Raw genomic sequence first — 20,508 nt, forward strand, 5'->3', positions numbered from 1 at the left:
CTTATCCTAACCGTAACGACCAGTAATGTAGTCTTCAGTTTGTTGCTTAGTTGGGTTGGTAAATAGGCTGTTGGTATCGCCAAATTCGACCATGTCACCCATGTACATAAAGGCAGTATAGTCCGACACACGCGCCGCTTGTTGCATATTGTGCGTAACGATGGCGATGGTGAACTCGTTTTTCAGCTCATGGATCAGCTCTTCGATCTTCAAGGTAGAGATCGGGTCAAGGGCTGACGCCGGCTCGTCCAAAAGTAGAACCTCTGGTTTTACCGCTACCGTACGTGCGATCACTAGACGCTGCTGCTGACCACCAGACATACCCAGCGCACTTTCGTGTAGACGGTCTTTTACTTCGTCCCACAGCGCCGCTGAGCGCAGTGCCCATTCAACTGTTTCGTCGATCACGCGCTTCTTGTTGATACCTTGAATACGCAGACCGTAGGCGACGTTTTCGTAGATACTTTTTGGGAATGGGTTCGGCTTCTGGAACACCATGCCGACACGGCGACGTAGTTCCGCTACATCGGTGCCTTTTTCGTAGATGTTGGTGTCGTGCAGGTTGATTTCACCTGTGATGCGACAGCTGTCTACCAAGTCGTTCATACGGTTAAAGCAGCGCAGTAGCGTCGATTTACCACAGCCTGATGGGCCGATAAACGCGGTGACTTTTTTCTCAGGGATGATCATGTCGATCCCTTTTAGCGCTTCTTTCTCGCCGTAGTAAAGGTGTAAGTCTTTAACGGAAAGACAAACTTTTTCGTCTTCAATGCGCAGCGCCTGCTGGCTACGTTGCATTGCTGAAATATCAATTGAGTGTGTGCTTGATTCGCTCATAATTAATCGTCTCTCTCCGCTGTCTTACATGTCCAGCGATTTGTATTTTTCACGTAGGTGGTTACGGATGGTCACGGCCGCTAGGTTAAGTGTCGCAATCACGATGACCAATAATAGTGCTGTCGCGTAAACCAATGGGCGCGCAGCCTCTACGTTCGGGCTTTGGAAGCCCACGTCATAAATATGGAAGCCCAAGTGCATGAACTTCTGATCCAAGTGTAGGTACGGGTAGTTGCCATCCAGTGGTAGCGATGGTGCCAGTTTTACCACACCGACCAACATCAGCGGCGCTACCTCACCTGCAGCACGGGCCACAGCTAGAATCACACCGGTCATAATCGCTGGGCTCGCCATCGGTAAGACCACACGCCATAGGGTTTCGGCTTTGGTCGCACCCAAGGCAAGTGAGCCTTCACGCACACTGCGTGGGATACGTGACAGACCTTCTTCGGTGGCCACGATCACCACTGGCACGGTTAGTAGCGCTAGCGTGATCGATGCCCACATCAGGCCGCCAGTACCAAAAGTTGGTGATGGCAACGCTTCTGGGAAGAAGGCTTGGTCGATCCCCGAACCTAGGAAGTAGATAAAGAAGCCCAGACCAAAGACACCGTAAACGATCGAAGGCACGCCCGCTAGGTTGTTCACCGCGATACGAATAGTGCGTGTGACAAAACCTTGTGATGCGTATTCGCGTAGGTAAATCGCCGCGACCACACCAAATGGCGTCACCAGTACCGTCATCAACAATACCATCATCACGGTACCGAAGATCGCTGGGAAGACACCACCCTCGGTGTTGGCTTCGCGTGGTTCAGCGCTTAGGAATTCCCACACTTTGGCACCGTAGAAGCCCATCTTCGCCATAATGCCCATCGCGTTTGGACGGTAAGCACGCACCACCTTAGCCACTTGCATCTCGTGGATACTGCCGTCCATAACTTGCACGACAAAGGTGTCACGGTTGATCTGGCCGTAAAGCTCGATCAAACGCTGCTGCAATACTTCGTACTTAGCATCTTGCTCCGCACGCTCAGCATCGATGTCGGCTAGTTTCTCAGGCGTTAATTCACCGTCCAGCTCTAGACGACGTTGCTCAAGGCGTAGACGCTCAAGCTTGTGGTTGATCTCGCCGATCTCGAACTTCTCCACTTCGTGGATCTGATCGTAGATGTCGGTAGCACGATCGATACTTTGCTCAAATGCGGCCCATGTTGCTAACGCAGAGTCCGTCGGCGTCAGATCAGAGGTTTCTGCGACCACTTCGCCGCCCTCTTTCACCGCTTTTAGGTAACCATATAGGTTGCCCCACTCATGACGCTCTGCTGCAAACAGCATCTCTGGCTTGGTGATATCGGTGAAGTATTCATCGATGATCCAACGGAAGTCCGAGCCGTACACGTCACGGTTACCGGTTTTCATCAACGAGCGCATCATCAAGTCGTATTGATCGTCGACTGGAATACCGGCTTCGCGCAACTGCGCAGCGGGAACTTCGGTCGACTCCACACGCTCAGCAATCAAGGTGTATGGCTCTGAGCCTGGTAGGCTGTAGGTACCACGCTCAATATCTGCTGGCCAAAAGTGACCTAGACCACGTACTGCGATCAGCAGCAACAAGCCCAGTACCATGATCACAGAGATCGCCACGGCACCCGCGTTTAACCATACCCATGGATCACCAGATTTCACCCACTGGGATACGGTTTGTTTCTTTTGTTTCAATTCTGTACTCATTACAAGGATCCGTATTTCTTACGTAGGTGCTGACGCACGGTTTCTGCGATGGTGTTCACGACAAAGGTAAAGACGAACAACACAAACGCCGCCAAGAACAAGATACGGTAGTGAGAGCTACCCACTTCAGACTCCGGTACTTCGACCGCCAAGTTGGCCGCCAAGGTACGCATACCTTCAAAGATGTTGAAGTCCATAATCGGTGTGTTACCGGTCGCCATCAGTACGATCATGGTTTCACCGACCGCACGACCCATACCGATCATAATGGCCGAGAAGATACCTGGGCTGGCTGTCGGTAGTACTACGCGGGTCATGGTTTGCCAGTAGGTCGCACCCAATGCTAGCGAGCCTTGTGTTAGCGCTTTAGGCACTGAGAAGATCGCATCTTCGGTGATCGAGAAGATCGTCGGAATCACCGCGAAGCCCATCGCAAAACCAACCACTAGCGCGTTACGTTGGTCAAAAGTAATGCCTTGGTCGCCAAGCCAGCCACGAATGTTGCCATCAAACCAATACAGTTCGATCATCGGGCTCATCGCCACACAGCCCCAACCCAACACTACGATTAACGGGATCAATAACACTGGCTGCCAGCCTTCTGGCACCATCCAGCGAATGCCTTGTGGCATACGTGACCAAAGTAAGGCAAACAATAGAATGCCCACTGGCAACACCACCAAGATGCTGAACGCCGCGGCTAGATGCTCCTCAAGGAACGGCGCAAAGAAGATACCGGCTAAGAAACCTAGAATAACGGTTGGTAGCGCTTCCATAAGCTCGATCACAGGCTTCACCTTACGGCGTAGGCCTGGCGCCATGAAGTAAGCAGTGTAGATTGCACCACAAATCGCTAGTGGCACAGCCACAACCATGGCATAGAACGCCGCTTTGATAGTACCGAACGCTAATGGCACTAGGCTGTATTTAGGTTCGAAGTCATTGTTCGCCGCAGACGACTGCCACGTGTAAGTGGACTCTTGGTAACCTTCGTACCAGACATCACCCCAGATCGACGACCACGACACTTCTGGGTGTTCGTTGTCGACTTCAAATAGGTTGATCTGCTGACCGTCTTCTAGCAACAAAGCATTGGCACGTGGTGCGAAGCTGATCATGCCCGTTGCGCTATCGGTCAGCTTTTCGTTGATGACTTGGCTGCTTGACGTCGCGTTGTAGATCGCCACAAAGCCGCGCTCATCTAATGTTGCGAAGCCTTTACGACGGTGCTCCATGGCCACGTCAACGATGGCGTTGGTTTGCTGTACGTCACGGATAAAGGTTAGATGCTCAACGTTGTTGTCATCGCGTACGTTAAACCACTGAGTGACACGACCTGATGTATCCGCCACCATGACAGAAGATTGGCCTAGCAAGTACTGCATCGATACCAATTGTGCGTCGCCTTCCACCAGATCAATCTGGTCTTTTTGCGTGATGTCATCCATGTCACGAATATCGAATTCGGTCATCGCACCTGAGCGTGTCGCCATGTATAGGTAACGCTGGTCACCCGAAATCAACAGCGAGTAAGTGTCATCCACGTACGGCAGGCTGGCGCTTGATTCGGTCAACTCCACTTCTTCGGTGATGAAGTTCACATCTTTATCCAGACGTGTCACCTGTGCAGCATTGTCACCCACTGCAGCAATGGTCAGACTGTCTTCGCTGTCACGCACACTGATGTCACGTAACGCAAAATCGGCCACCTGAATGCCTTCAGTGCCGTAAGGATATTGAATGCTTGGCGTGATTAAACGCTCGCCATCCGGATAGGTAATTTTGTAATTTTGCTGCGCTACTAGCACACGACCATCGGCGTAACCAAAGGCAAATAAGTTACTGGTGTTGGCCTCTACCGCAAACGCTGTCGGTTCACCTAGCGGGTTTTGCACTTGCTCGATAATGTCGCCGTTGGCAGCGTTGAAATAGATCATGTCGCCATTTTCTGCGACACGTAAGCCGACTTCGACTTGTTCTTCAGAAGTCAGGTAAAGACTCTTGCCTGCTTCAAGAGCTGGCACTGGGTAGCTGTTTTGCTGTTCGATATCTGCGCCGGTAAACAATGGCGCAATCTCGTATACCAAATAGAAACATATCAGTAGAACAGCCACGATCACGCTGCTGCCGCCAATCGCGATACCGACGGTTGCACCACGATCTTTGAGTGCACGAACTTTACGATGACGCTTTAAGGCTGGCGTATCGAAATCCAGTTCGGGTATTTTTTGATCCGCTTTTGTACTCATCCGAATTCAACTTTGTTTGTGACAATTTTGTGACAGGTTTGGACGTAGCAAAAGCAGGAGAGATCTGATCTCTCCTGCTCCGTTACATCCTGTAAAACCTTCCCTGTTATCCAGTGATTACTGAATACCTAGGTCTTTCATGTATTTCGCAGATACTTTTGCTGGAAGTGGTACGTAACCATCTTTCACAACAACTTCTTGACCCATCTTAGAAAGAACCATCTTCACAAATTCACGCTCTAGTGGCGCAAGTGGCTTGTTAGGCTCTTTGTTTACGTAAACGTAAAGGAAACGAGACAGTGGGTATTTACCCGTTGCAGCGTTCTCAGGCGTCGCAGCGATCATTTCGCCACCTTCTTCTTTCGCTAGTGGTAGCGCACGAACTGAAGATGTTTGGTAACCGATACCTGAGTAACCGATGCCGTTAAGAGACGTTGATACAGACTGTACCACTGACGCTGAACCTGGCTGTTCGTTTACAGAGTTCTTGAAGTCACCCTTGAATAGAGCGTTTGACTTGAAGTAACCGTAAGTGCCTGATACTGAGTTACGGCCGAACAATTGAATGTCACGATCCGCCCAAGCACCTGTTAGACCCGTTGCGCCCCAGTTAGTGATGTCTTCGCTGTGACCACCCTTACGAGTAGAAGAGAAGATCGCATCCACTTCTGGAAGAGATAGACCTTTGATTGGGTTATCTTTGTGTACGAATACTGCTAGCGCGTCGATTGCCACTGGAACAGCTGTTGGCTTGTAGCCGTATTTCTTTTCAAACGCTGCGATCTCTTTGTCTTTCATCTGACGAGACATAGGACCGAAGTTAGATGTGCCTTCAGTTAGCGCTGGTGGCGCAGTAGAAGAACCAGCTGCTTGGATCTGAATGTTCACGTTCGGGTAAAGACGTTTGAAGTCCTCTGCCCAAAGTGTCATTAGGTTTGCTAGCGTGTCAGAACCAACACTTGAAATGTTACCTGATACACCGCTTGCTTTAGAGTAAGACGGTAGGTTTGCGTCAACGTCTGCCATGACGTTAGCAGAAACGCCTGCTAGGGTAGACACAGCTAGAGTAGCAACTAATTTTTTCATCACTTCAACCTCAATGGTTATCGTCAGTTTGGTATGATTCGAAATCCTATTTCGAGCCCGAACATCGTCGTTCTCGTTCGATGATGAAAACTATAAAGAGGCTTTGTGACACTAATGTTAAAGATGCAAATAAACTGAATATTTTTTCGTCAGGCGCTGACACACCTGACGAAAGTGGCAGGAATTAAGGGGCTTTGATCTCGTTCCAATCGACTTCGACCGTATGCCCTGGGCCCGCGTCTAGCAAGATATAGAACTCACCATCATAGGGCGCAAACTCGACACTTGAGGCGTCATTAAAGGTTTTACTGGCGATGATTTCTTCGTCGTAAGAAATTAAATCCACAGTAATGCCTTGCGCACTAGAACCATCTGAAAAGCCGCCTTGGCAAACAATATCCACCGTGCCTTGATGACACTCAACAAACGGAAAATGCGCTAAGGCCAGCGATGACCACACACCACTTAAGGCCACCAGCGCCGTACGACGCAGAGACGCTTTGTACATATTAAAGCTCCTGTTGCTGCTGTAAGAATTCAATGGTGGCGGGCGACGCCTGACGCAGCGGCCACTGCACCTGCTGCAAAGAGCCATCCCAGCCTTCGAGGGTGAGCCACAGCTCAGCATCCAGTGCGGTATTTTCTGGCACTGGCATACTAAAGCTCATGTGATACGGCGAACCAAAGCCAATCACGCCAGCGGTGCGCAAACTACGAGGCTTACCCAAGCGCAGATACACCGCTTTGACTTGCTCAGCGCAGGTTTGGCACAGCGCGGCATTAAAGGTCTTCATATAACCTGCCGGACCATCCAATTTCGGCGCCTGCTCAAATTGCTCAGCCAGCGTAATCTGCCACGGCCCAGCGGCTTGAGTACCAATATGACGCGCGCCCAGTCCGCTCGCACCACCAAACACCGACATAAGCTCGATGTAAAACGGCGCCAACACCAGCGGGATCAACATCAACAAGCCCGATAAATGAAAGCGCCAACGAAACCAACGCGAATCAGTCTTACGGCCTTTTTTAGTCGTCGCGTTACTCATGCAGAATCTCCTATTGCTTTAACACGGGCTTTTTTTTGACGGATGGCCGCTTGCGTGGTTTTAAAAGTGCGCGTCATCCAAATGCGCATACCGCTAAACACCATCATGGTGAGCAACACCCCAAAGAAGAAATACACCAACTTCAGACTCAACCCGACGAAATCACCGGTATGCAGCGCACGCATGGATAAGCGCGTAAACATCAAGCCGGGCTGATCGCCGACGCGCATGGCCTCATCGATGCTGCCGCTGTATGGATTCACGAGGAAGCTTTCATGCACTAAAGGAAACGCTTGGCTGCGGCCTAATACACGATAATGACCAAACGCGGTACCAGGTAAGCGCAACACCTGAGCCTCAACATTGTCATAACGCTGATTAACCGCAGCGATGGCTTGATCAGGCGTTATCAGCGGCGGCCGCCCTTGCTCTGCTACCGGCACTTCATCGCGCGGCACAAACACAGGCGCTTGCGACGCACCGTTAAACGGCACCCCCGCTTCAAACAGCAAGCCTTGGATCATGAACCAAATCGCCGTCACCGAAATAATCAAGATAAACGGGATCGACCAAATACCGGCTAAGCGGTGAAAGTCGCCCCAAAAAACACGCGCTCCGCGATTGACCCGCAAACGTGGATGCAAAAAGCCACGCCAAAATTTCTTATACACCACCAAACCTGTAATCAAAGACAGCAGCATCGGAATGCCCAACACACTGACCATGTACCAACCAAAGCTGTAACGGGTGAAGCCGGTATTAAAAGGAATCAGCAACCAGCCATGAATTGCCCGCACAAACTGGCGAAAGTTAAAACCACTGGCGGCACGGCCTTGGATCTCGCCGGTGTACGGATTAATAAAAACATTTTCACTGGTAGAATCCGGGTAACTTATCTCGGCGGTCAGCGCAAACTGAGACTTTACTGGGCGTGTGATCTCTGCCACATAGGCGCCAGGGGCTTCGCGCTCGACGACCTCAATGACTTCATCAAAAGTCAGCATCTCACCGGCATTGTCGGGTGGATTAGCCCGCACACTTGAATCAAACAGCCAGACGATTTCTTGGCTCACCGTGGCAATGGTGCCGGTTAAACAGATAAAAAAGAGAAACAACCAGATTGGCATCGCCAACCAGCTGTGCAGCAAAAACCACCACTGCGTCCGCTTCTTCGGCGCTTGGGCTTGAGTATTGGAGTTCATAATTGGGACCTAGACAGGAAAACAGCAGACAGCCAATAGGCTTTTTAAGATAAGCCGTTTACCCCACCCAAAAAGGGTACTAAAAAAGCTCTCTTACTATTTATTTACACAATTTAGAGCCTTAAAAATGACGAGTATAAACAGCCAACCGCGCGTATTTGCCTGCTATGCGTTCACTATTTAGCCCAGATCCAATAGACTGACGCCTCGGATTTTTCCGCCTTCCAAATTACAAAAGCAAAAACTGTCTGTGGGTTTATAAACATGCTTAAAACAATCATTGGGAGCGCCGAGCGCATTGCCACGGTCGTGGGCAAAGGCGTGGCTTGGCTGACCCTACTCATGATGGTGCTGACCTGTTTGATCGTAGTGTTGCGCTACGGCTTCGGCATTGGTGCCATCGCCTTACAAGAATCGGTGCTCTATCTGCACGCGCTAGTGTTTATGCTGGGCGCAGCGTACACCTTTAAAGACGATGAACACGTGCGTGTGGACGTCTTATATCGTGGTTTTTCAGCGCGCAAAAAGGCTTGGGTGAATATCATTGGCGGCCTGTTTTTTTTACTGCCGTTCTGCTTCTACACAGCGTATTTGAGCACCGATTACGTGGCCGCCTCCTGGGCCGTGATGGAAACCTCGCAAGAGCCTGGCGGACTGCCGTTTGTGTACCTGCTGAAGACGCTTATCCCAATCATGATGGCGCTGCTGATCATTCAAGGCATCGCCGATATTTTGAAAAACTTGGGCGTCGTGCTTAACAAACACCCGATGATGGAGGCCTTGTAAGGTGGCGGAATTTTTACCTTTATGGCTGTTTGCAGCCGTGTGCGTGTGCTTACTGTTTGGCTATCCGGTGGCGTTTTCACTTGGCGGTACAGCGCTGCTGTTTGCCGCAGTCGGCTCACTGGCAGGCACTTTTGATGCGGTGTTTTTAGAGGCCCTGCCAAACCGTTTGTTTGGTATCGTACGCAATGAAACTCTGATTGCCGTGCCCTTATTCGTATTGATGGGCGTGCTGTTGGAGAAATCCAAACTGGCCGAGCGCCTGCTCGATTCGATGGCTATGTTGTTTGGCACACTGCGCGGTGGTTTAGGCATCTCGGTGATTTTGGTGGGCATGTTGATGGCCGCCAGTACCGGCATCGTCGGTGCCACCGTCGTTACCATGGGCATGATTTCATTACCGACCATGCTACGTCGTGGCTATGATCCAGCGCTCGCGGCGGGCACCATTTGTGCCACTGGCACACTGGGGCAGATCATTCCGCCGTCCATTGCTTTGGTGTTGCTCGGCGATGTGATGTCCAATGCCTTTCAAAAAGCGCAACTGGACATGGGCGTGTTCTCTCCTAAAACCGTCTCTGTCGGTGATTTGTTTGTCGGCGCCCTGATTCCTGGTTTGATTCTGGTGAGCTTGTACATCGCGTATGTGGCCGTGGTGGCGTGGCTACAGCCCGAAAAAGCCCCTGCCGTACCTAAAGAAGAGTTACGCCGCGGCGTCGATGACTCATCACTTTTAGTGGAAATTCTAAAAGGTCTATTGCCGCCGTTATTGCTGATTTTAGCGGTGTTAGGCTCGATTCTTGGCGGTTTCGCTACCCCGACCGAAGCGGCGGGAGTCGGTGCTCTAGGCGCAGCGATACTGGCGTTGGCCTCCGGTAAGCTTAATTTACACACCTTAAAAGAATGTGCGCAGTCGACCACCAAGGTCACCGGTATGGTGTTTATGATCTTGATCGGCGCGTCGCTGTTTTCGTTGGTATTCCGCGGCTTTGGTGGTGAAGAGCTGATTCATGAATTCTTTAATCAGCTACCTGGTGGCGTTGTCAGTGCCGTCTTGATCGTTATGCTGGTGATGTTCTTACTAGGCTTCATTTTAGACTTTATCGAAATTACCTTCGTGGTGGTGCCGATCGTCGCGCCAGTCCTGCTGGCGATGGGCTTAGATCCAATTTGGCTCGGCATTATGATGGCGATCAATTTGCAGACTTCATTCTTAACACCACCGTTTGGCTTCGCCCTATTCTACCTACGAGGCGTGGCGCCGCCGGAAGTCAAAACCCAGTCCATCTATAAAGGTGTGCTGCCGTTTATTGCGATCCAATTGTTTGTGCTGCTACTGTTATCGGTATGGCCAGACCTAGCGACTTGGCTGCCTGAGCAAGTCTACGCCGACTAATCAAAAGGAGATGTTATGAAAGCGATGCAAGTGAACGACTACGGCCCAGCCAGCGATTTGACGCTGGTTGATACCGCCAAACCGAGTATCAACGACGAGCAAATCCTAGTCCAAATTGGCGCCTCGGGCGTCAATCCAGTGGACACCTACATCCGCTCGGGCACCAACAATTACAGCGCCTCGTTTCCCCATACACCGGGCAACGATGGCGCTGGCACGATTGTCGAGCTAGGCGCTAAGGTAGAAGGCTTTGAAGTCGGTCAACGCGTTTACTTCTCGCGTAATCTCACAGGTTCTGCCGCCGAATACGCAGTGTGCTTGCCAACCCATACGTTTGCCTTAGCCAATGCATTAAGCTTCGCCGAAGGCGCATGTCTTGGCATTCCTTACACCACGGCCCATCGCGCTTTATTTGGCCGCGCTCATGCTAGTGCAGGTGATAAAGTCTTGATCCATGGGGCAACAGGCGCCGTCGGTATCGCCGCCGTGCAGTTAGCGCTTGCCGCGGGATTAGACGTCGTCGCCTCAGCAGGAACTGAAGCGGGTGCTGACTTGCTGCGCCAACAAGGCGTCGAGCAGATCATCATGCATAACCAAGACGGTTACTTAGCGCCTTATCAATCGCTCGACAACGGCTTTGATGTGATCATCGAAATGCTTGCAAATCATAATCTAGACCAAGATCTCAAAGCGCTAGCGTTTGCTGGACGTGTGGCAGTGATCGGTAATCGCGGCACGGTCGAGATTAACCCTCGCGATCTGATGGCCCGTGATGCGGCTGTCATGGGGGTAGCGCTGGCCAATGTCAAACCCGCCGAGCTTAGTCGTATCGCCAAAGCCATGCTGCCTTTGTTTGAAAAAGGGGTGCTAAAACCGGTGATTCGACGCGAATATGCGTTGAACGAGCTGGCTCAAGCTCACGAAGACGTGCTCAAAAGTGGTGCCCAAGGTAACCTTGTGGTGGTTGTTTAAGTCGTTCTTCTGCCCACTCTTTTGCCTGTCGTTAAGCACTTGCCATGATCGTCTGAGACGGTCTTGGCAAGCATGCCCTCTACTCAATGCTATAAAAGATCGCTATACTGCGTGTTTTATTTGCACAAAAAGTAGGCAACTGTTTGACTCTCTCTGAATCCGATGTGTTCAGTCTGCCGGAGGTCGCAGACACCCACGATCACGATTATCACCAGCTGGTGGTTGTTTTAGATGGCAAAACGGATTTTGAAATCGACAGCCAAGGCGGACAAAAGCTGCAATCCGGTGCAGGCTGCATCGTGCCGTCTTCAGAAGGCCATCAGTTTGTCGGCTTAGGGGACAACCGCATCATGGTGGTCAACTTGCCCGTGCCACCGCCAAAAGCCATCACCGACGAAGAATACGAGATTGTCTCACGCCTGTTTGACCAGGCGGCGTACTTTGAGCTCAACCCTAGGTTACAAGTACTGGCCTCGGCATTGTCCGGCGAGATGCAACAATATCCAGACGACCCGATGCTGGCACGTGCCTGTGGCAACACCTTGCTCAGTGCTATTCGCCATCAGCTGACCAGCAAACCGGTGCGCACCCGCGGCCATCAGCTTGATATCGACAAACTTGATCAATTTATCGAGCTTAACTTATCGCGCCGAGTGCAAATCAGCCAACTGGCTAACTTCTGTTTTTTGAGCGTCAGTCAGTTCCACGAACGCTTTAAAGAACGCACCGGCATGACGCCGCATCAATACTTGATCCGCAAACGCCTTGAGCGCGCCCAACTGCTACTACGTGACGGCCACGCCCCGATTCAGGTGGCAGAGATGTGCGGCTTTTCGAGCCAAAGCGCCATGACCAGCGTGTTCTCACAAACCCTTGGCATCACCCCGTTGAAATACCAAAAACAATTCCGCTAAGCGCCCAACCATGGGCGTTGCAGTGCTTTGGTAACCAGACTTTCTTATAAAAAAAACCGATAATTTAGAAAGACCCTTTCACACTTTTATCACTATAGTGCTCCCATTCTGACAGGATGCCAGCTTGTGTTTTGCCAACTCTTTGCAACACTTAATTGAGCATCTTTCACCACCAATTCAGCGTCTGAACCAAAGCTTTTACTTTGGCTTGTCGTGGGAGAATCCGATTATGTTTAACGCACTCGACGTGTTACAACCGTCTATTCTTGAGCGCCCTCTTGATGAACTGTGGCAGCGCATTTCACCGCTATACAGCGCCGATGAAGAGCAATGGTTAGGTGAATTACTGACCCTTGCTGAGCCGACTGATGCGCAACTTAAAGCCAGCACCGACGCCGCTACCGATCTGATCGAACAAGTGCGTGCCGACGGCGAATCCATGTCGATGATTGACTCCCTACTGCTCGAATACAGCCTAGATACCAAAGAAGGCATTTTGCTGATGTGTCTGGCGGAAGCCTTGATGCGCGTGCCCGACAAAGAAACCGCCGATGCCTTTATCAAAGACCGCTTGAGCGTCGCCGACTGGGCGTCGCACGCCAATCACTCTGAGTCTTTCTTCGTCAATGCGTCCACTTGGGGCCTCTTGCTGACCGGCAAAGTAGTGACCATGGACGAAACCAAAGATGGCAAGCCAGCTAATCTGGTTAATCGCATGATCAATCGCGTCTCTGAGCCCGTGATCCGCAAGGCGATGAACCAAGCGATGAAAATCATGGGGCATCAGTTTGTTTTGGGACGTTCTATTAGCGAAGCCTTATCACGCGGCAAAAGCTACCGCGACAAAGGTTACACCTACTCGTTTGATATGCTGGGGGAAGCGGCGCTCACCGCTGACGATGCCGACAAATACCTGAAGTCTTACCTGCAAGCGGTCGAGTCAGTTGGCCAAGACACCTACAGCAAAGGCTACCGCCCGACCATCTCAATCAAACTGTCGGCACTGCACCCACGCTACGAAGTAGGCTGTGAAGAGCGCGTTATGACGGAGCTGTTTGCCAGCGTAAAACAGCTGATCACCCGCGCTCGCGAACTCAACGTGGGTATCACCATCGACGCCGAAGAAGCCGATCGCCTCGAGCTGTCGCTGCACCTGTTTGAAAAATTATTCCGTGACGAGTGCACCAAGGGATGGGGGTCATTTGGTCTAGTCGTGCAAGCCTACTCAAAACGTTGTTTGCCAGTGCTGACTTGGTTGGCGGCGCTGGCCAAAGACGTCGGTGATCGCATCCCTCTACGCTTGGTAAAAGGCGCGTACTGGGATTCTGAAATCAAATTGTGTCAACAGCGCGGCCTTAGCGGTTACCCTGTGTACACCCGCAAAGAAGGCACCGATGTGTCTTATCTTGCATGCGCGCATTTCTTATTAAGCCCGCACACCCGTGAATGGATCTTTCCGCAATTTGCCAGCCATAACGCGCACACCATCGCGACGGTGGCGACCATTGCCGAGCGCCACGGCGCGAATACCAGCGAATACGAATTCCAACGTTTGCACGGTATGGGCGATGCCCTGTACAACCGTCTGATCAAAGACAAAGACGTCTGTGTGCGCATCTACGCACCGGTCGGTAGCCACAAAGACCTACTACCGTATTTGGTACGTCGCTTGTTAGAAAACGGTGCCAACAGCTCGTTTGTACACCGTTTGGTCGATGCACGTTGCCCTGTTTCTGAATTGGTTGATCATCCAGTCACCACGCTGAAGAGCCGTAAAACTCTGCGCAATCCGTTGATCGATTTGCCACGGGATATGTTCGATAACCGAGCCAATTCCTACGGCCCTAATATCGAAATCGAAGCCGAATGGCAGCCATTTAAAGCCGCGGTTGATGCCTTTATGGGCCCAGAAACCAAGTGGACAGCCCAGCCAATCGTCGCAGGCGAGAGCCTAAGCACAGAAGATGTACACGCGGTTAAAAGCCCTTACGATCACAGTTTAGTGGCTGGTGAAGTACATTGGGCCAACGCTGAGATCGTCAATCAAGCGATCGAGACTGCCCACGGAGCTTACCCAACGTGGTCACAAACGCCAGCCGATGAGCGCGCCGCCTGCCTTGAGCGCATGGCAACGCTGATGGAAGAGAACTACGCCGAATTGGTGGCTATTTGTCACCGTGAAGCGGGTAAAACCATTCAAGACAGCATCGATGAAGTGCGTGAAGCAGTCGACTTCTGTAACTACTACGCACTAGAAGCGCGTAAAAACTTTGCGGCGCCGAAGGCCTTCACCAACTACTTGGGTGAACAGCAAAACGCTAAGCTGGTCGGCCGTGGTGTGTTTGCCTGCATCAGCCCTTGGAACTTCCCATTGGCGATCTTTACCGGCCAAGTCGCCGCTGCCTTAGTCGCTGGTAACACAGTGGTCTGTAAAGCCGCCGAGCAAACCTCTTTGATTGCTTACCGTGCGGTACAAATGCTGCATGAAGCAGGCATTCCGAAAGACGCTCTGCACTTTGTGCCTGGTAATGGCGCGACCGTCGGTGCACCCTTAACACAGCATCCACATATCGCTGGCTTAGCCTTCACTGGCTCTACGGGTACCGCACAACTGATCAACCGCACACTGGCCGAGCGTGGCGTGGCACCCGTGCCTGTGATCGCCGAAACCGGCGGTCAAAACGCCATGATCATTGATTCCACCTCGCTACCAGAGCAAGTGGTGCGTGATGCGGTGCGCTCAGCGTTCGCATCAGCGGGGCAGCGTTGTTCAGCGCTACGCGTGATGTTTGTGCAGGCCGATATCGCTGATCGTGTAATCCCGATGATCGCGGGGGCCATGCAACAACAAAGTGTCGGTTTGCCTTACTTACATTCGACCGATGTGGGTCCTGTGATCGATGAAAAAGCGCAAACGATGCTGCTTGAACACATCGACACCATGAAGCAAGAAGCGCGCTTGATCGCACAATCTGAGCTGCCGCAAGACGCCGATAAAGGTACTTTCGTCGCGCCGACAGCGTTTGAAATCGACAGCATTGATCAGCTAAAAGAAGAGAAGTTTGGCCCGATCATGCACGTAGTGCGCTACAAGGCCAAAGATCTCGATAAGATCATCGATACCATTAATAACTCTGGCTTCGGTTTGACCATGGGCGTACACAGCCGCAACGAAACCACTTGTGCGCACATCGCCAAACGTGCCCGCGTGGGTAACTTGTACATCAACCGTGACCAAGTCGGTGCGGTAGTTGGCGTACAACCATTTGGTGGCCAAGGCTTATCAGGTACTGGACCAAAAGCAGGCGGCCCGCACTATTTGCCACGCTTTGCGAAAGAGCAACTGCTTTAAAAACGCGCATTAGTCCTTGCCGATGCTGATAGCACCACACGGCAGATAGAGGTGCCTGCCGCTCGATGCGATTAAGGCAAGTGAGGTTAGACTTTGACATTGTTTAGGCTGCCCCCTAAGCAATAGGAGAAACAAGATATGACGATGGTAAAACCGATTCAGATGGAGGTCGCCAACCAAGTGCTGGAAACTTGGAACGCTCTTGGTGTGGCGGCTCGAGCAACGGCGCTAGCACGCACTATTGCAGGCCTTAACGATGCTCAAGCGCGTATGGCCCAGTGGCAATTAGACAATGCCCAAGCGCAAATCGGCGAGGCTGAGGTGTTACCCGGCCCAACTGGGGAAAGCAACGTACTGTCTACCCATGGACGCGGTGCGTTTCTGGTGACGGCACAAACAGACCTTGAGGCAGAGCTCAAAACCGTGGCACTGGTCGGCCACCTTTACGCCGCACTGGTGGCAGGCAACCCTGTCATTACAGTTGGGCCTGAGGGCCAAGCATTGATGGATCAAATTGCCCCGCACGTGCCCGAAGGCGTCATACAAAACGTCGCTGAGTCAGCCCAAGACACCATCATTGCCGCAGCAGGTTTAGCCGGGGTGGCGATTGTATGTGATAGCCAACATGCGCAAGCATTAAGCCAGCGCTTGGCGCAAAAAGACGGTTTGCTGTGTCAGCTGATTGAGGAAACCGACACCCAACAACTATCAAGTGTCGCCGCGCCACATACGATTTTGCGCTTTGTCACCGAGCAAACCGTGACCACCAACACCACCGCCATCGGCGGTAACGCTACCTTGCTAGAGCTGGGTAGTCAGGCTGAGTGATACGGCCTATTTGGCTTGGCGCACGGATGTGCGCCAAGCATTTTTTGTTTTAACTCAGCCTATCGTTACCCGCTAACTGAGTGATCCGCCCACGGCTTCCTCCCTAACTGAGCCGTGGGCTTTTTTTTGCCTTTAGAAGTGATAATCGAATGACATCGAAGCGGTACGCGGCGCGCCGTAGTAAGCGGTCGAGTACAAACTTTGGATGTATTTTTCATTAAAGATATTGTCGATGTTTAGACGGACCGTGGCATCGTCGCTTAACTCGTAAGAGGCAAACGCATTGGTTAACATGTAATCGTCTTGGGTCATGCCGTAGGTGGATTCGATATCTGACTGCCAGCGAGTGTTGACGCCGACTTTTAGGCCAGGCACTTGTTCAACACGTGTATCCATCATGAATTTCACTGTGGTACGTGGCACGTATTCGTAGATATCCTGACCATCAGCACCTTCAAGGTTTAGATGCGTCAGACCCAGCGACATACGAGTTCGAGGGGTTACGTGCCCCATGATTTCCATTTCCACCCCTTTCGACTTCACTTCTTTCGGTACGTAGTAGCGATCACCTTCTGCGTTGCGACCTTCGCCTAGTGTCGCCAAACCATCTTGTTCCGCGGTAAACACCGAGAAGGTCGTCAGCACGCGATTGTCCAACCATTCGGCTTTGACACCCGCTTCGTAGTTCACACCTTTTACGGGATCCAGATAATTACCATCGTATCCAACTTGGTCTTGGTTTTGATAAATGTCCGAGTAAGACACATAACCGACCACATCATCGGTGAAATCGTACAGCACACTTAAGTAAGGACTAACTTCTTCGGTATCCGGATAGTTAGTTGTGGTACTGCCTCCACCAAAGATAGAGTCCCCTTCACGCTCTAACTTAATCGCATTAACGCCGACAATGGAGTGCAATGCATCGGTTAACTCAAGTTTAGACGCCAGATAAAAACGCGTTAGCTGCTGCTCGCCCGTCCCGGTTAAGGTCTTAGGGCCAAACTCAGGCTCAACGGGAACATCACCGCCATAAGGCAACGCTGGCAATGGCTGACCTCGGTAAGTGTCCGTATCAAAGTTACGCACATAACGCTTAGAATCTTGGCGCGAATAACTTACCCCCGCCAAAAAGCTGTGCTCACGCTCAAAAGCGTTAAAGTCGCCGCTTAAGTTCAAATCAAAGACATTGTTTTCAAGCTTGGTAAAACCGGAGTAAGGAAAGCTGAATAAGCCCGTACCGTCAGCATTGACCGAATTGTTAGGTGCAGAGGCAAAGAACAGTTTCGAGTCGCCTTCGTATTCACGATAGGTGTAAGTGCCTTTAAGCTCCCAATCGTTGGGTAAGAAATGGCTGTATTCCACGAAGGCATCATTTGTTTTGGTATCGTAATACGCCCACTCAGCACTGGAAGACGAGGACCGATCCAGCTCCAGCTGACCACCGCCGTCGATATTAAGCGGCATCGCGCCCCACATAGGCGCATCTTGTTCGGCGTTACGGTAATTCATACCAAAGGTCAAAATACCATTGTCGCCGATTTGACCGTCGACTACTGCGTAAAGCGATTGGTGCTGATCTTCTAGGTCACGTATGTATGAGTCGCTTTGCTCACCGACCGCCACCACGCGCGCTGCCCAACGGCCATCTTCAGTCAGCACCTTGTTGTAATCCACCGCGCCGCGCATTTTGCCATAAGAGCCAGCGCTAAGATTCAGCTGGCCTTCATCGATATTGGTCGGACGCTTACGCACAAAGTTAATGGTGCCTGAGGCATTACCGACCCCCGTCAGTAGACCATTGGCGCCACGGATGACTTCGATTTTTTCAAATAGGAAAGTATCTTTTTGGCCAATCACGGTGCCCCAGTCATTGGTCATCCCCAAGCCATCCACTTGTGTGAGCTGAATACCAAAACCACGGGAATTGTAACGAGCACGGTTGGTTTCGTACTGGTCAACATTGACGCCAGTAATAAAGCTTAATGCTTCATTACTGGCCGTCAGACCATTATCCGCCATGCTTTCTTGATCGATGGTCGAGATGGATTGCGGAGTATCTTTGATCGCGAGCGCTAATCCGGTCGCGCCTTTTGACACACGATCATTACGCTGCGCTGTGACGGCCAGCGCGTCCATCTCAAAAGGTTCTGAGTTGACCGCGGCGAGTGGCTGTGACAAATAAATCACATCGTCTTGGACCACAGCATTTAGGCGAGTACCTGCCAATAATTGCTGCAGTGCTTGTGCTAGGGTGTAATCTCCGTTTAATGCGTCGGCTTCCTTACCTAAGGTTAAATTCGCTTGTGCTGAGAGCGACAGTCCACTGTCGGCCGCCAGTTTCAGTAACGCTTGCGACAAAGCGCCTGCGGGGATGTCATAGGTATTGCTTGCCTGCATCACACTGTCTGGACCAGTAATTGTTTGCTCGGCGTACACAGGCGCAGTACATAGCGCGCCCAGTACTAATGCGGAAATAGCCGTACGTTTAAACATTGTGAGTTCTCAAAAGTTCGTGATAAATGGGCCTACGTCAGCTTCGTGACGCGTTCACTAGATATGCCCCGACAACCACAAAAAGGGGAACTAGGAATGAGAAATATTTTTATTCTCTTCTATAAGAGTGAACCAAGGCGTGATTTCACGTACTTGAATCGGCAAGGTAAACGCCAAGGTATTCAGCACCTTACGTGTATCGGCCAGCGGGTAATGCCCCACTAAACGCAAGTTGGCAATCGCGGCGGAGCACTTCAACCAACCCTGTGGATGATAGCGATCAAGGTCGCGGATAAAATCTTCTAAGCGCATATTGTCAGCCACCAAGAAACCATCACGCCAAGCTTGAGCATTAGCGGAGACGCCTTGGTTGAGCACTGAATTCGCTTGGTTAAAGTGCAAAGTCTGCTGGCGCTTTACAGATACTTGGGTCGGCAATTGCGTCAACAGCACCTGAGCTTGCCCTTCACTCATGGCCAGTAAAGCACTGTCGTCTTGTAAGCGCATACCAAACGCACTGGCAGTGGCATCGACTTGGCCATAATCACTGTGAAGGCGCAGCGGCTGCGCATGGTTGGCCGCTTCCCAATAGAGCTCACCACGCATTAAATACAATTCTGGAGTAGGCGCCTGCTGGTCGATGTTGATCAAGGTATTGGTGTTAAGCCATAGCTGACTGCCATCTTTAAGCGCCAATTGACGGCGCTCGCCGACCGCTGTCTCATGACGTGTACCAGGAGTTAGAGAGGCCTCTAGAGTATGACGCTGAGTCCAAGCAAACGGTAACGCCACCGCTAAGCCCGCCAACCCATATAAGAACTGGCGTCGACTGCGCCCTGCTCCCTGTAACGCTTGAAAGCTTTCTTGGGCCGGCAATTGGCGAAACTGTCGATCAATCTGTTCTACTTGCGCCCACGCCTCACGGTGCAACGATGAATCCGCTAACCACTGTTGCCATGCTTTGCGCTCGTTGACTGACACTTGATCTCCTTGCAACGCCGCAAACCAAAAGGCTGCGTCTTCTAACGCTTGTTCACGCTGCTGAGTCGTCACCTGGCTCATGAGGCATCTGCCTGCTGGGCTTGTAAGCATTTAAGCATCGCTTGTGCAATGTACTTTTTCACCATGCGTTCAGATACCTCTAGCTCCACGGCAATGTCTTGATAACGCACGCCCTGTAAGCGCGACATCAAAAAGGCTTGGCGCGCCTTGCTCGATAAGTCCTGTAGCATTTGATCCACTTGATACAGCGCTTGCAGTACCTCGTATTGATCCTGCGCCGAGGGATACTCTGCTTCTGGCTGTGTCTGTAGCGACTCCAGATAGCTGCGTTCGATGTCTTGGCGGCGCCAATGGTTGATCAATAAGCCTTTGGCGATGGTAGTTAAGTAAGCCCGTGGTGAGTCAATCAACGACAGATTTTCTTGGCGTGTAATCAGGCGCGTAAAACTGTCTTGTGTTAAATCTTCAGCGGTGTGCTGACAAGACAAATGGCGGGCCAAGAAGCGCTGCAACCAAGAATGATGCTGACGGTAAAAATCCGCAAAATGACGATCAGAGACGCTTTGCATGTCGAACAAGCCTTTATCAGATAAAACTCTTACGAGGAT

At 51.4% G+C, this 20,508-nt stretch carries 16 protein-coding genes; 6 read left to right on the top strand and 10 right to left on the bottom strand.

The window, feature by feature from the left end; genetic code table 11:
* Nucleotides 1-6 precede the first annotated feature (6 nt).
* The 7 genes from pstB to JQX58_RS05975 all read right to left on the bottom strand — a co-directional run bounded on the left by pstB (nt 7) and on the right by JQX58_RS05975 (nt 8,157).
* The gene (pstB, locus tag JQX58_RS05945; protein ID WP_275412745.1) at nt 7-837 is read right to left on the bottom strand and encodes a phosphate ABC transporter ATP-binding protein PstB; all 831 of its coding nucleotides are present in this window, start codon (nt 835-837) and stop codon (nt 7-9) included.
* Between the two features lie 24 nt (nt 838-861).
* On the bottom strand, nt 862-2,574 hold the full coding sequence (pstA, locus tag JQX58_RS05950; protein ID WP_204145919.1) for a phosphate ABC transporter permease PstA: 1,713 nt from the start codon (nt 2,572-2,574) through the stop codon (nt 862-864).
* Nucleotides 2,574-4,823, bottom strand: coding sequence for an ABC transporter permease subunit (locus JQX58_RS05955; RefSeq protein ID WP_204145920.1), 2,250 nt, complete (start codon nt 4,821-4,823; stop codon nt 2,574-2,576). Before JQX58_RS05955 ends, pstA begins: the two co-directional genes overlap by 1 nt.
* A gap of 117 nt (nt 4,824-4,940) precedes the next feature.
* Nucleotides 4,941-5,909, bottom strand: coding sequence for a PstS family phosphate ABC transporter substrate-binding protein (locus JQX58_RS05960; RefSeq protein WP_204145921.1), 969 nt, complete (start codon nt 5,907-5,909; stop codon nt 4,941-4,943).
* A 184-nt stretch (nt 5,910-6,093) separates the two neighbouring features.
* Nucleotides 6,094-6,417, bottom strand: coding sequence for a hypothetical protein (locus JQX58_RS05965; RefSeq protein WP_204145922.1), 324 nt, complete (start codon nt 6,415-6,417; stop codon nt 6,094-6,096).
* 1 nt (nt 6,418) lies between these two features.
* On the bottom strand, nt 6,419-6,955 hold the full coding sequence (locus JQX58_RS05970; protein ID WP_204145923.1) for a hypothetical protein: 537 nt from the start codon (nt 6,953-6,955) through the stop codon (nt 6,419-6,421).
* Nucleotides 6,952-8,157, bottom strand: coding sequence for a PepSY-associated TM helix domain-containing protein (locus JQX58_RS05975; RefSeq protein WP_204145924.1), 1,206 nt, complete (start codon nt 8,155-8,157; stop codon nt 6,952-6,954). Before JQX58_RS05975 ends, JQX58_RS05970 begins: the two co-directional genes overlap by 4 nt.
* A 264-nt stretch (nt 8,158-8,421) precedes the next feature.
* Between JQX58_RS05975 and JQX58_RS05980 the strand changes: the two genes are divergently transcribed.
* From JQX58_RS05980 to JQX58_RS06005, 6 genes are all read left to right on the top strand, one after another.
* Entirely contained in the window at nt 8,422-8,943 is a 522-nt protein-coding gene (locus JQX58_RS05980) for a TRAP transporter small permease subunit (protein ID WP_204145925.1), read from the top strand.
* Nucleotide 8,944: 1 nt separating this feature from the next.
* Nucleotides 8,945-10,336 (top strand): TRAP transporter large permease subunit, encoded by a 1,392-nt coding sequence (locus tag JQX58_RS05985; RefSeq protein WP_204145926.1) that lies wholly within the window; start codon nt 8,945-8,947, stop codon nt 10,334-10,336.
* A 15-nt stretch (nt 10,337-10,351) separates the two neighbouring features.
* Nucleotides 10,352-11,308, top strand: a complete 957-nt coding sequence (locus tag JQX58_RS05990) for an NADPH:quinone reductase (RefSeq protein WP_204145927.1) — start codon at nt 10,352-10,354, stop codon at nt 11,306-11,308.
* A 143-nt stretch (nt 11,309-11,451) separates the two neighbouring features.
* Nucleotides 11,452-12,222: a helix-turn-helix domain-containing protein gene (locus JQX58_RS05995; RefSeq protein WP_204145928.1), complete on the top strand. Its 771-nt coding sequence runs from the start codon at nt 11,452-11,454 to the stop codon at nt 12,220-12,222.
* Nucleotides 12,223-12,451: 229 nt separating this feature from the next.
* Nucleotides 12,452-15,574 (top strand): bifunctional proline dehydrogenase/L-glutamate gamma-semialdehyde dehydrogenase PutA, encoded by a 3,123-nt coding sequence (putA, locus tag JQX58_RS06000; protein WP_204145929.1) that lies wholly within the window; start codon nt 12,452-12,454, stop codon nt 15,572-15,574.
* A 138-nt stretch (nt 15,575-15,712) separates the two neighbouring features.
* A complete protein-coding gene (locus tag JQX58_RS06005; protein ID WP_204145930.1) occupies nt 15,713-16,402 on the top strand; it encodes a 1-pyrroline-5-carboxylate dehydrogenase in 690 nt (229 codons plus the stop codon).
* A 132-nt stretch (nt 16,403-16,534) separates the two neighbouring features.
* Here JQX58_RS06005 and JQX58_RS06010 read toward each other — a convergent pair whose 3' ends face one another.
* From JQX58_RS06010 to JQX58_RS06020, 3 genes are all read right to left on the bottom strand, one after another.
* On the bottom strand, nt 16,535-18,898 hold the full coding sequence (locus JQX58_RS06010) for a TonB-dependent siderophore receptor (RefSeq protein WP_204145931.1): 2,364 nt from the start codon (nt 18,896-18,898) through the stop codon (nt 16,535-16,537).
* A 90-nt stretch (nt 18,899-18,988) separates the two neighbouring features.
* Nucleotides 18,989-19,960 (bottom strand): FecR domain-containing protein, encoded by a 972-nt coding sequence (locus tag JQX58_RS06015; RefSeq protein WP_204145932.1) that lies wholly within the window; start codon nt 19,958-19,960, stop codon nt 18,989-18,991.
* Nucleotides 19,957-20,469 (bottom strand): sigma-70 family RNA polymerase sigma factor, encoded by a 513-nt coding sequence (locus JQX58_RS06020; RefSeq protein WP_204145933.1) that lies wholly within the window; start codon nt 20,467-20,469, stop codon nt 19,957-19,959. Before JQX58_RS06020 ends, JQX58_RS06015 begins: the two co-directional genes overlap by 4 nt.
* Nucleotides 20,470-20,508 lie beyond the last annotated feature (39 nt).

This window comes from Marinomonas ostreistagni (assembly GCF_016888445.1).
Taxonomy (GTDB): Bacteria; Pseudomonadota; Gammaproteobacteria; order Pseudomonadales; family Marinomonadaceae; genus Marinomonas; species Marinomonas ostreistagni.

What these genes read in the sequence shown, in the direction of transcription:
- pstB (WP_275412745.1), bottom strand. Translation starts at nt 837, where the DNA reads ATGAGCGAATCAAGCACACACTCAATTGATATTTCAGCAATGCAACGT.
- pstA (WP_204145919.1), bottom strand. Translation starts at nt 2,574, where the DNA reads ATGAGTACAGAATTGAAACAAAAGAAACAAACCGTATCCCAGTGGGTG.
- JQX58_RS05955 (WP_204145920.1), bottom strand. Translation starts at nt 4,823, where the DNA reads ATGAGTACAAAAGCGGATCAAAAAATACCCGAACTGGATTTCGATACG.
- JQX58_RS05960 (WP_204145921.1), bottom strand. Translation starts at nt 5,909, where the DNA reads ATGAAAAAATTAGTTGCTACTCTAGCTGTGTCTACCCTAGCAGGCGTT.
- JQX58_RS05965 (WP_204145922.1), bottom strand. Translation starts at nt 6,417, where the DNA reads ATGTACAAAGCGTCTCTGCGTCGTACGGCGCTGGTGGCCTTAAGTGGT.
- JQX58_RS05970 (WP_204145923.1), bottom strand. Translation starts at nt 6,955, where the DNA reads ATGAGTAACGCGACGACTAAAAAAGGCCGTAAGACTGATTCGCGTTGG.
- JQX58_RS05975 (WP_204145924.1), bottom strand. Translation starts at nt 8,157, where the DNA reads ATGAACTCCAATACTCAAGCCCAAGCGCCGAAGAAGCGGACGCAGTGG.
- JQX58_RS05980 (WP_204145925.1), top strand. Translation starts at nt 8,422, where the DNA reads ATGCTTAAAACAATCATTGGGAGCGCCGAGCGCATTGCCACGGTCGTG.
- JQX58_RS05990 (WP_204145927.1), top strand. Translation starts at nt 10,352, where the DNA reads ATGAAAGCGATGCAAGTGAACGACTACGGCCCAGCCAGCGATTTGACG.
- putA (WP_204145929.1), top strand. Translation starts at nt 12,452, where the DNA reads ATGTTTAACGCACTCGACGTGTTACAACCGTCTATTCTTGAGCGCCCT.
- JQX58_RS06005 (WP_204145930.1), top strand. Translation starts at nt 15,713, where the DNA reads ATGACGATGGTAAAACCGATTCAGATGGAGGTCGCCAACCAAGTGCTG.
- JQX58_RS06010 (WP_204145931.1), bottom strand. Translation starts at nt 18,898, where the DNA reads ATGTTTAAACGTACGGCTATTTCCGCATTAGTACTGGGCGCGCTATGT.
- JQX58_RS06015 (WP_204145932.1), bottom strand. Translation starts at nt 19,960, where the DNA reads ATGAGCCAGGTGACGACTCAGCAGCGTGAACAAGCGTTAGAAGACGCA.
- JQX58_RS06020 (WP_204145933.1), bottom strand. Translation starts at nt 20,469, where the DNA reads ATGCAAAGCGTCTCTGATCGTCATTTTGCGGATTTTTACCGTCAGCAT.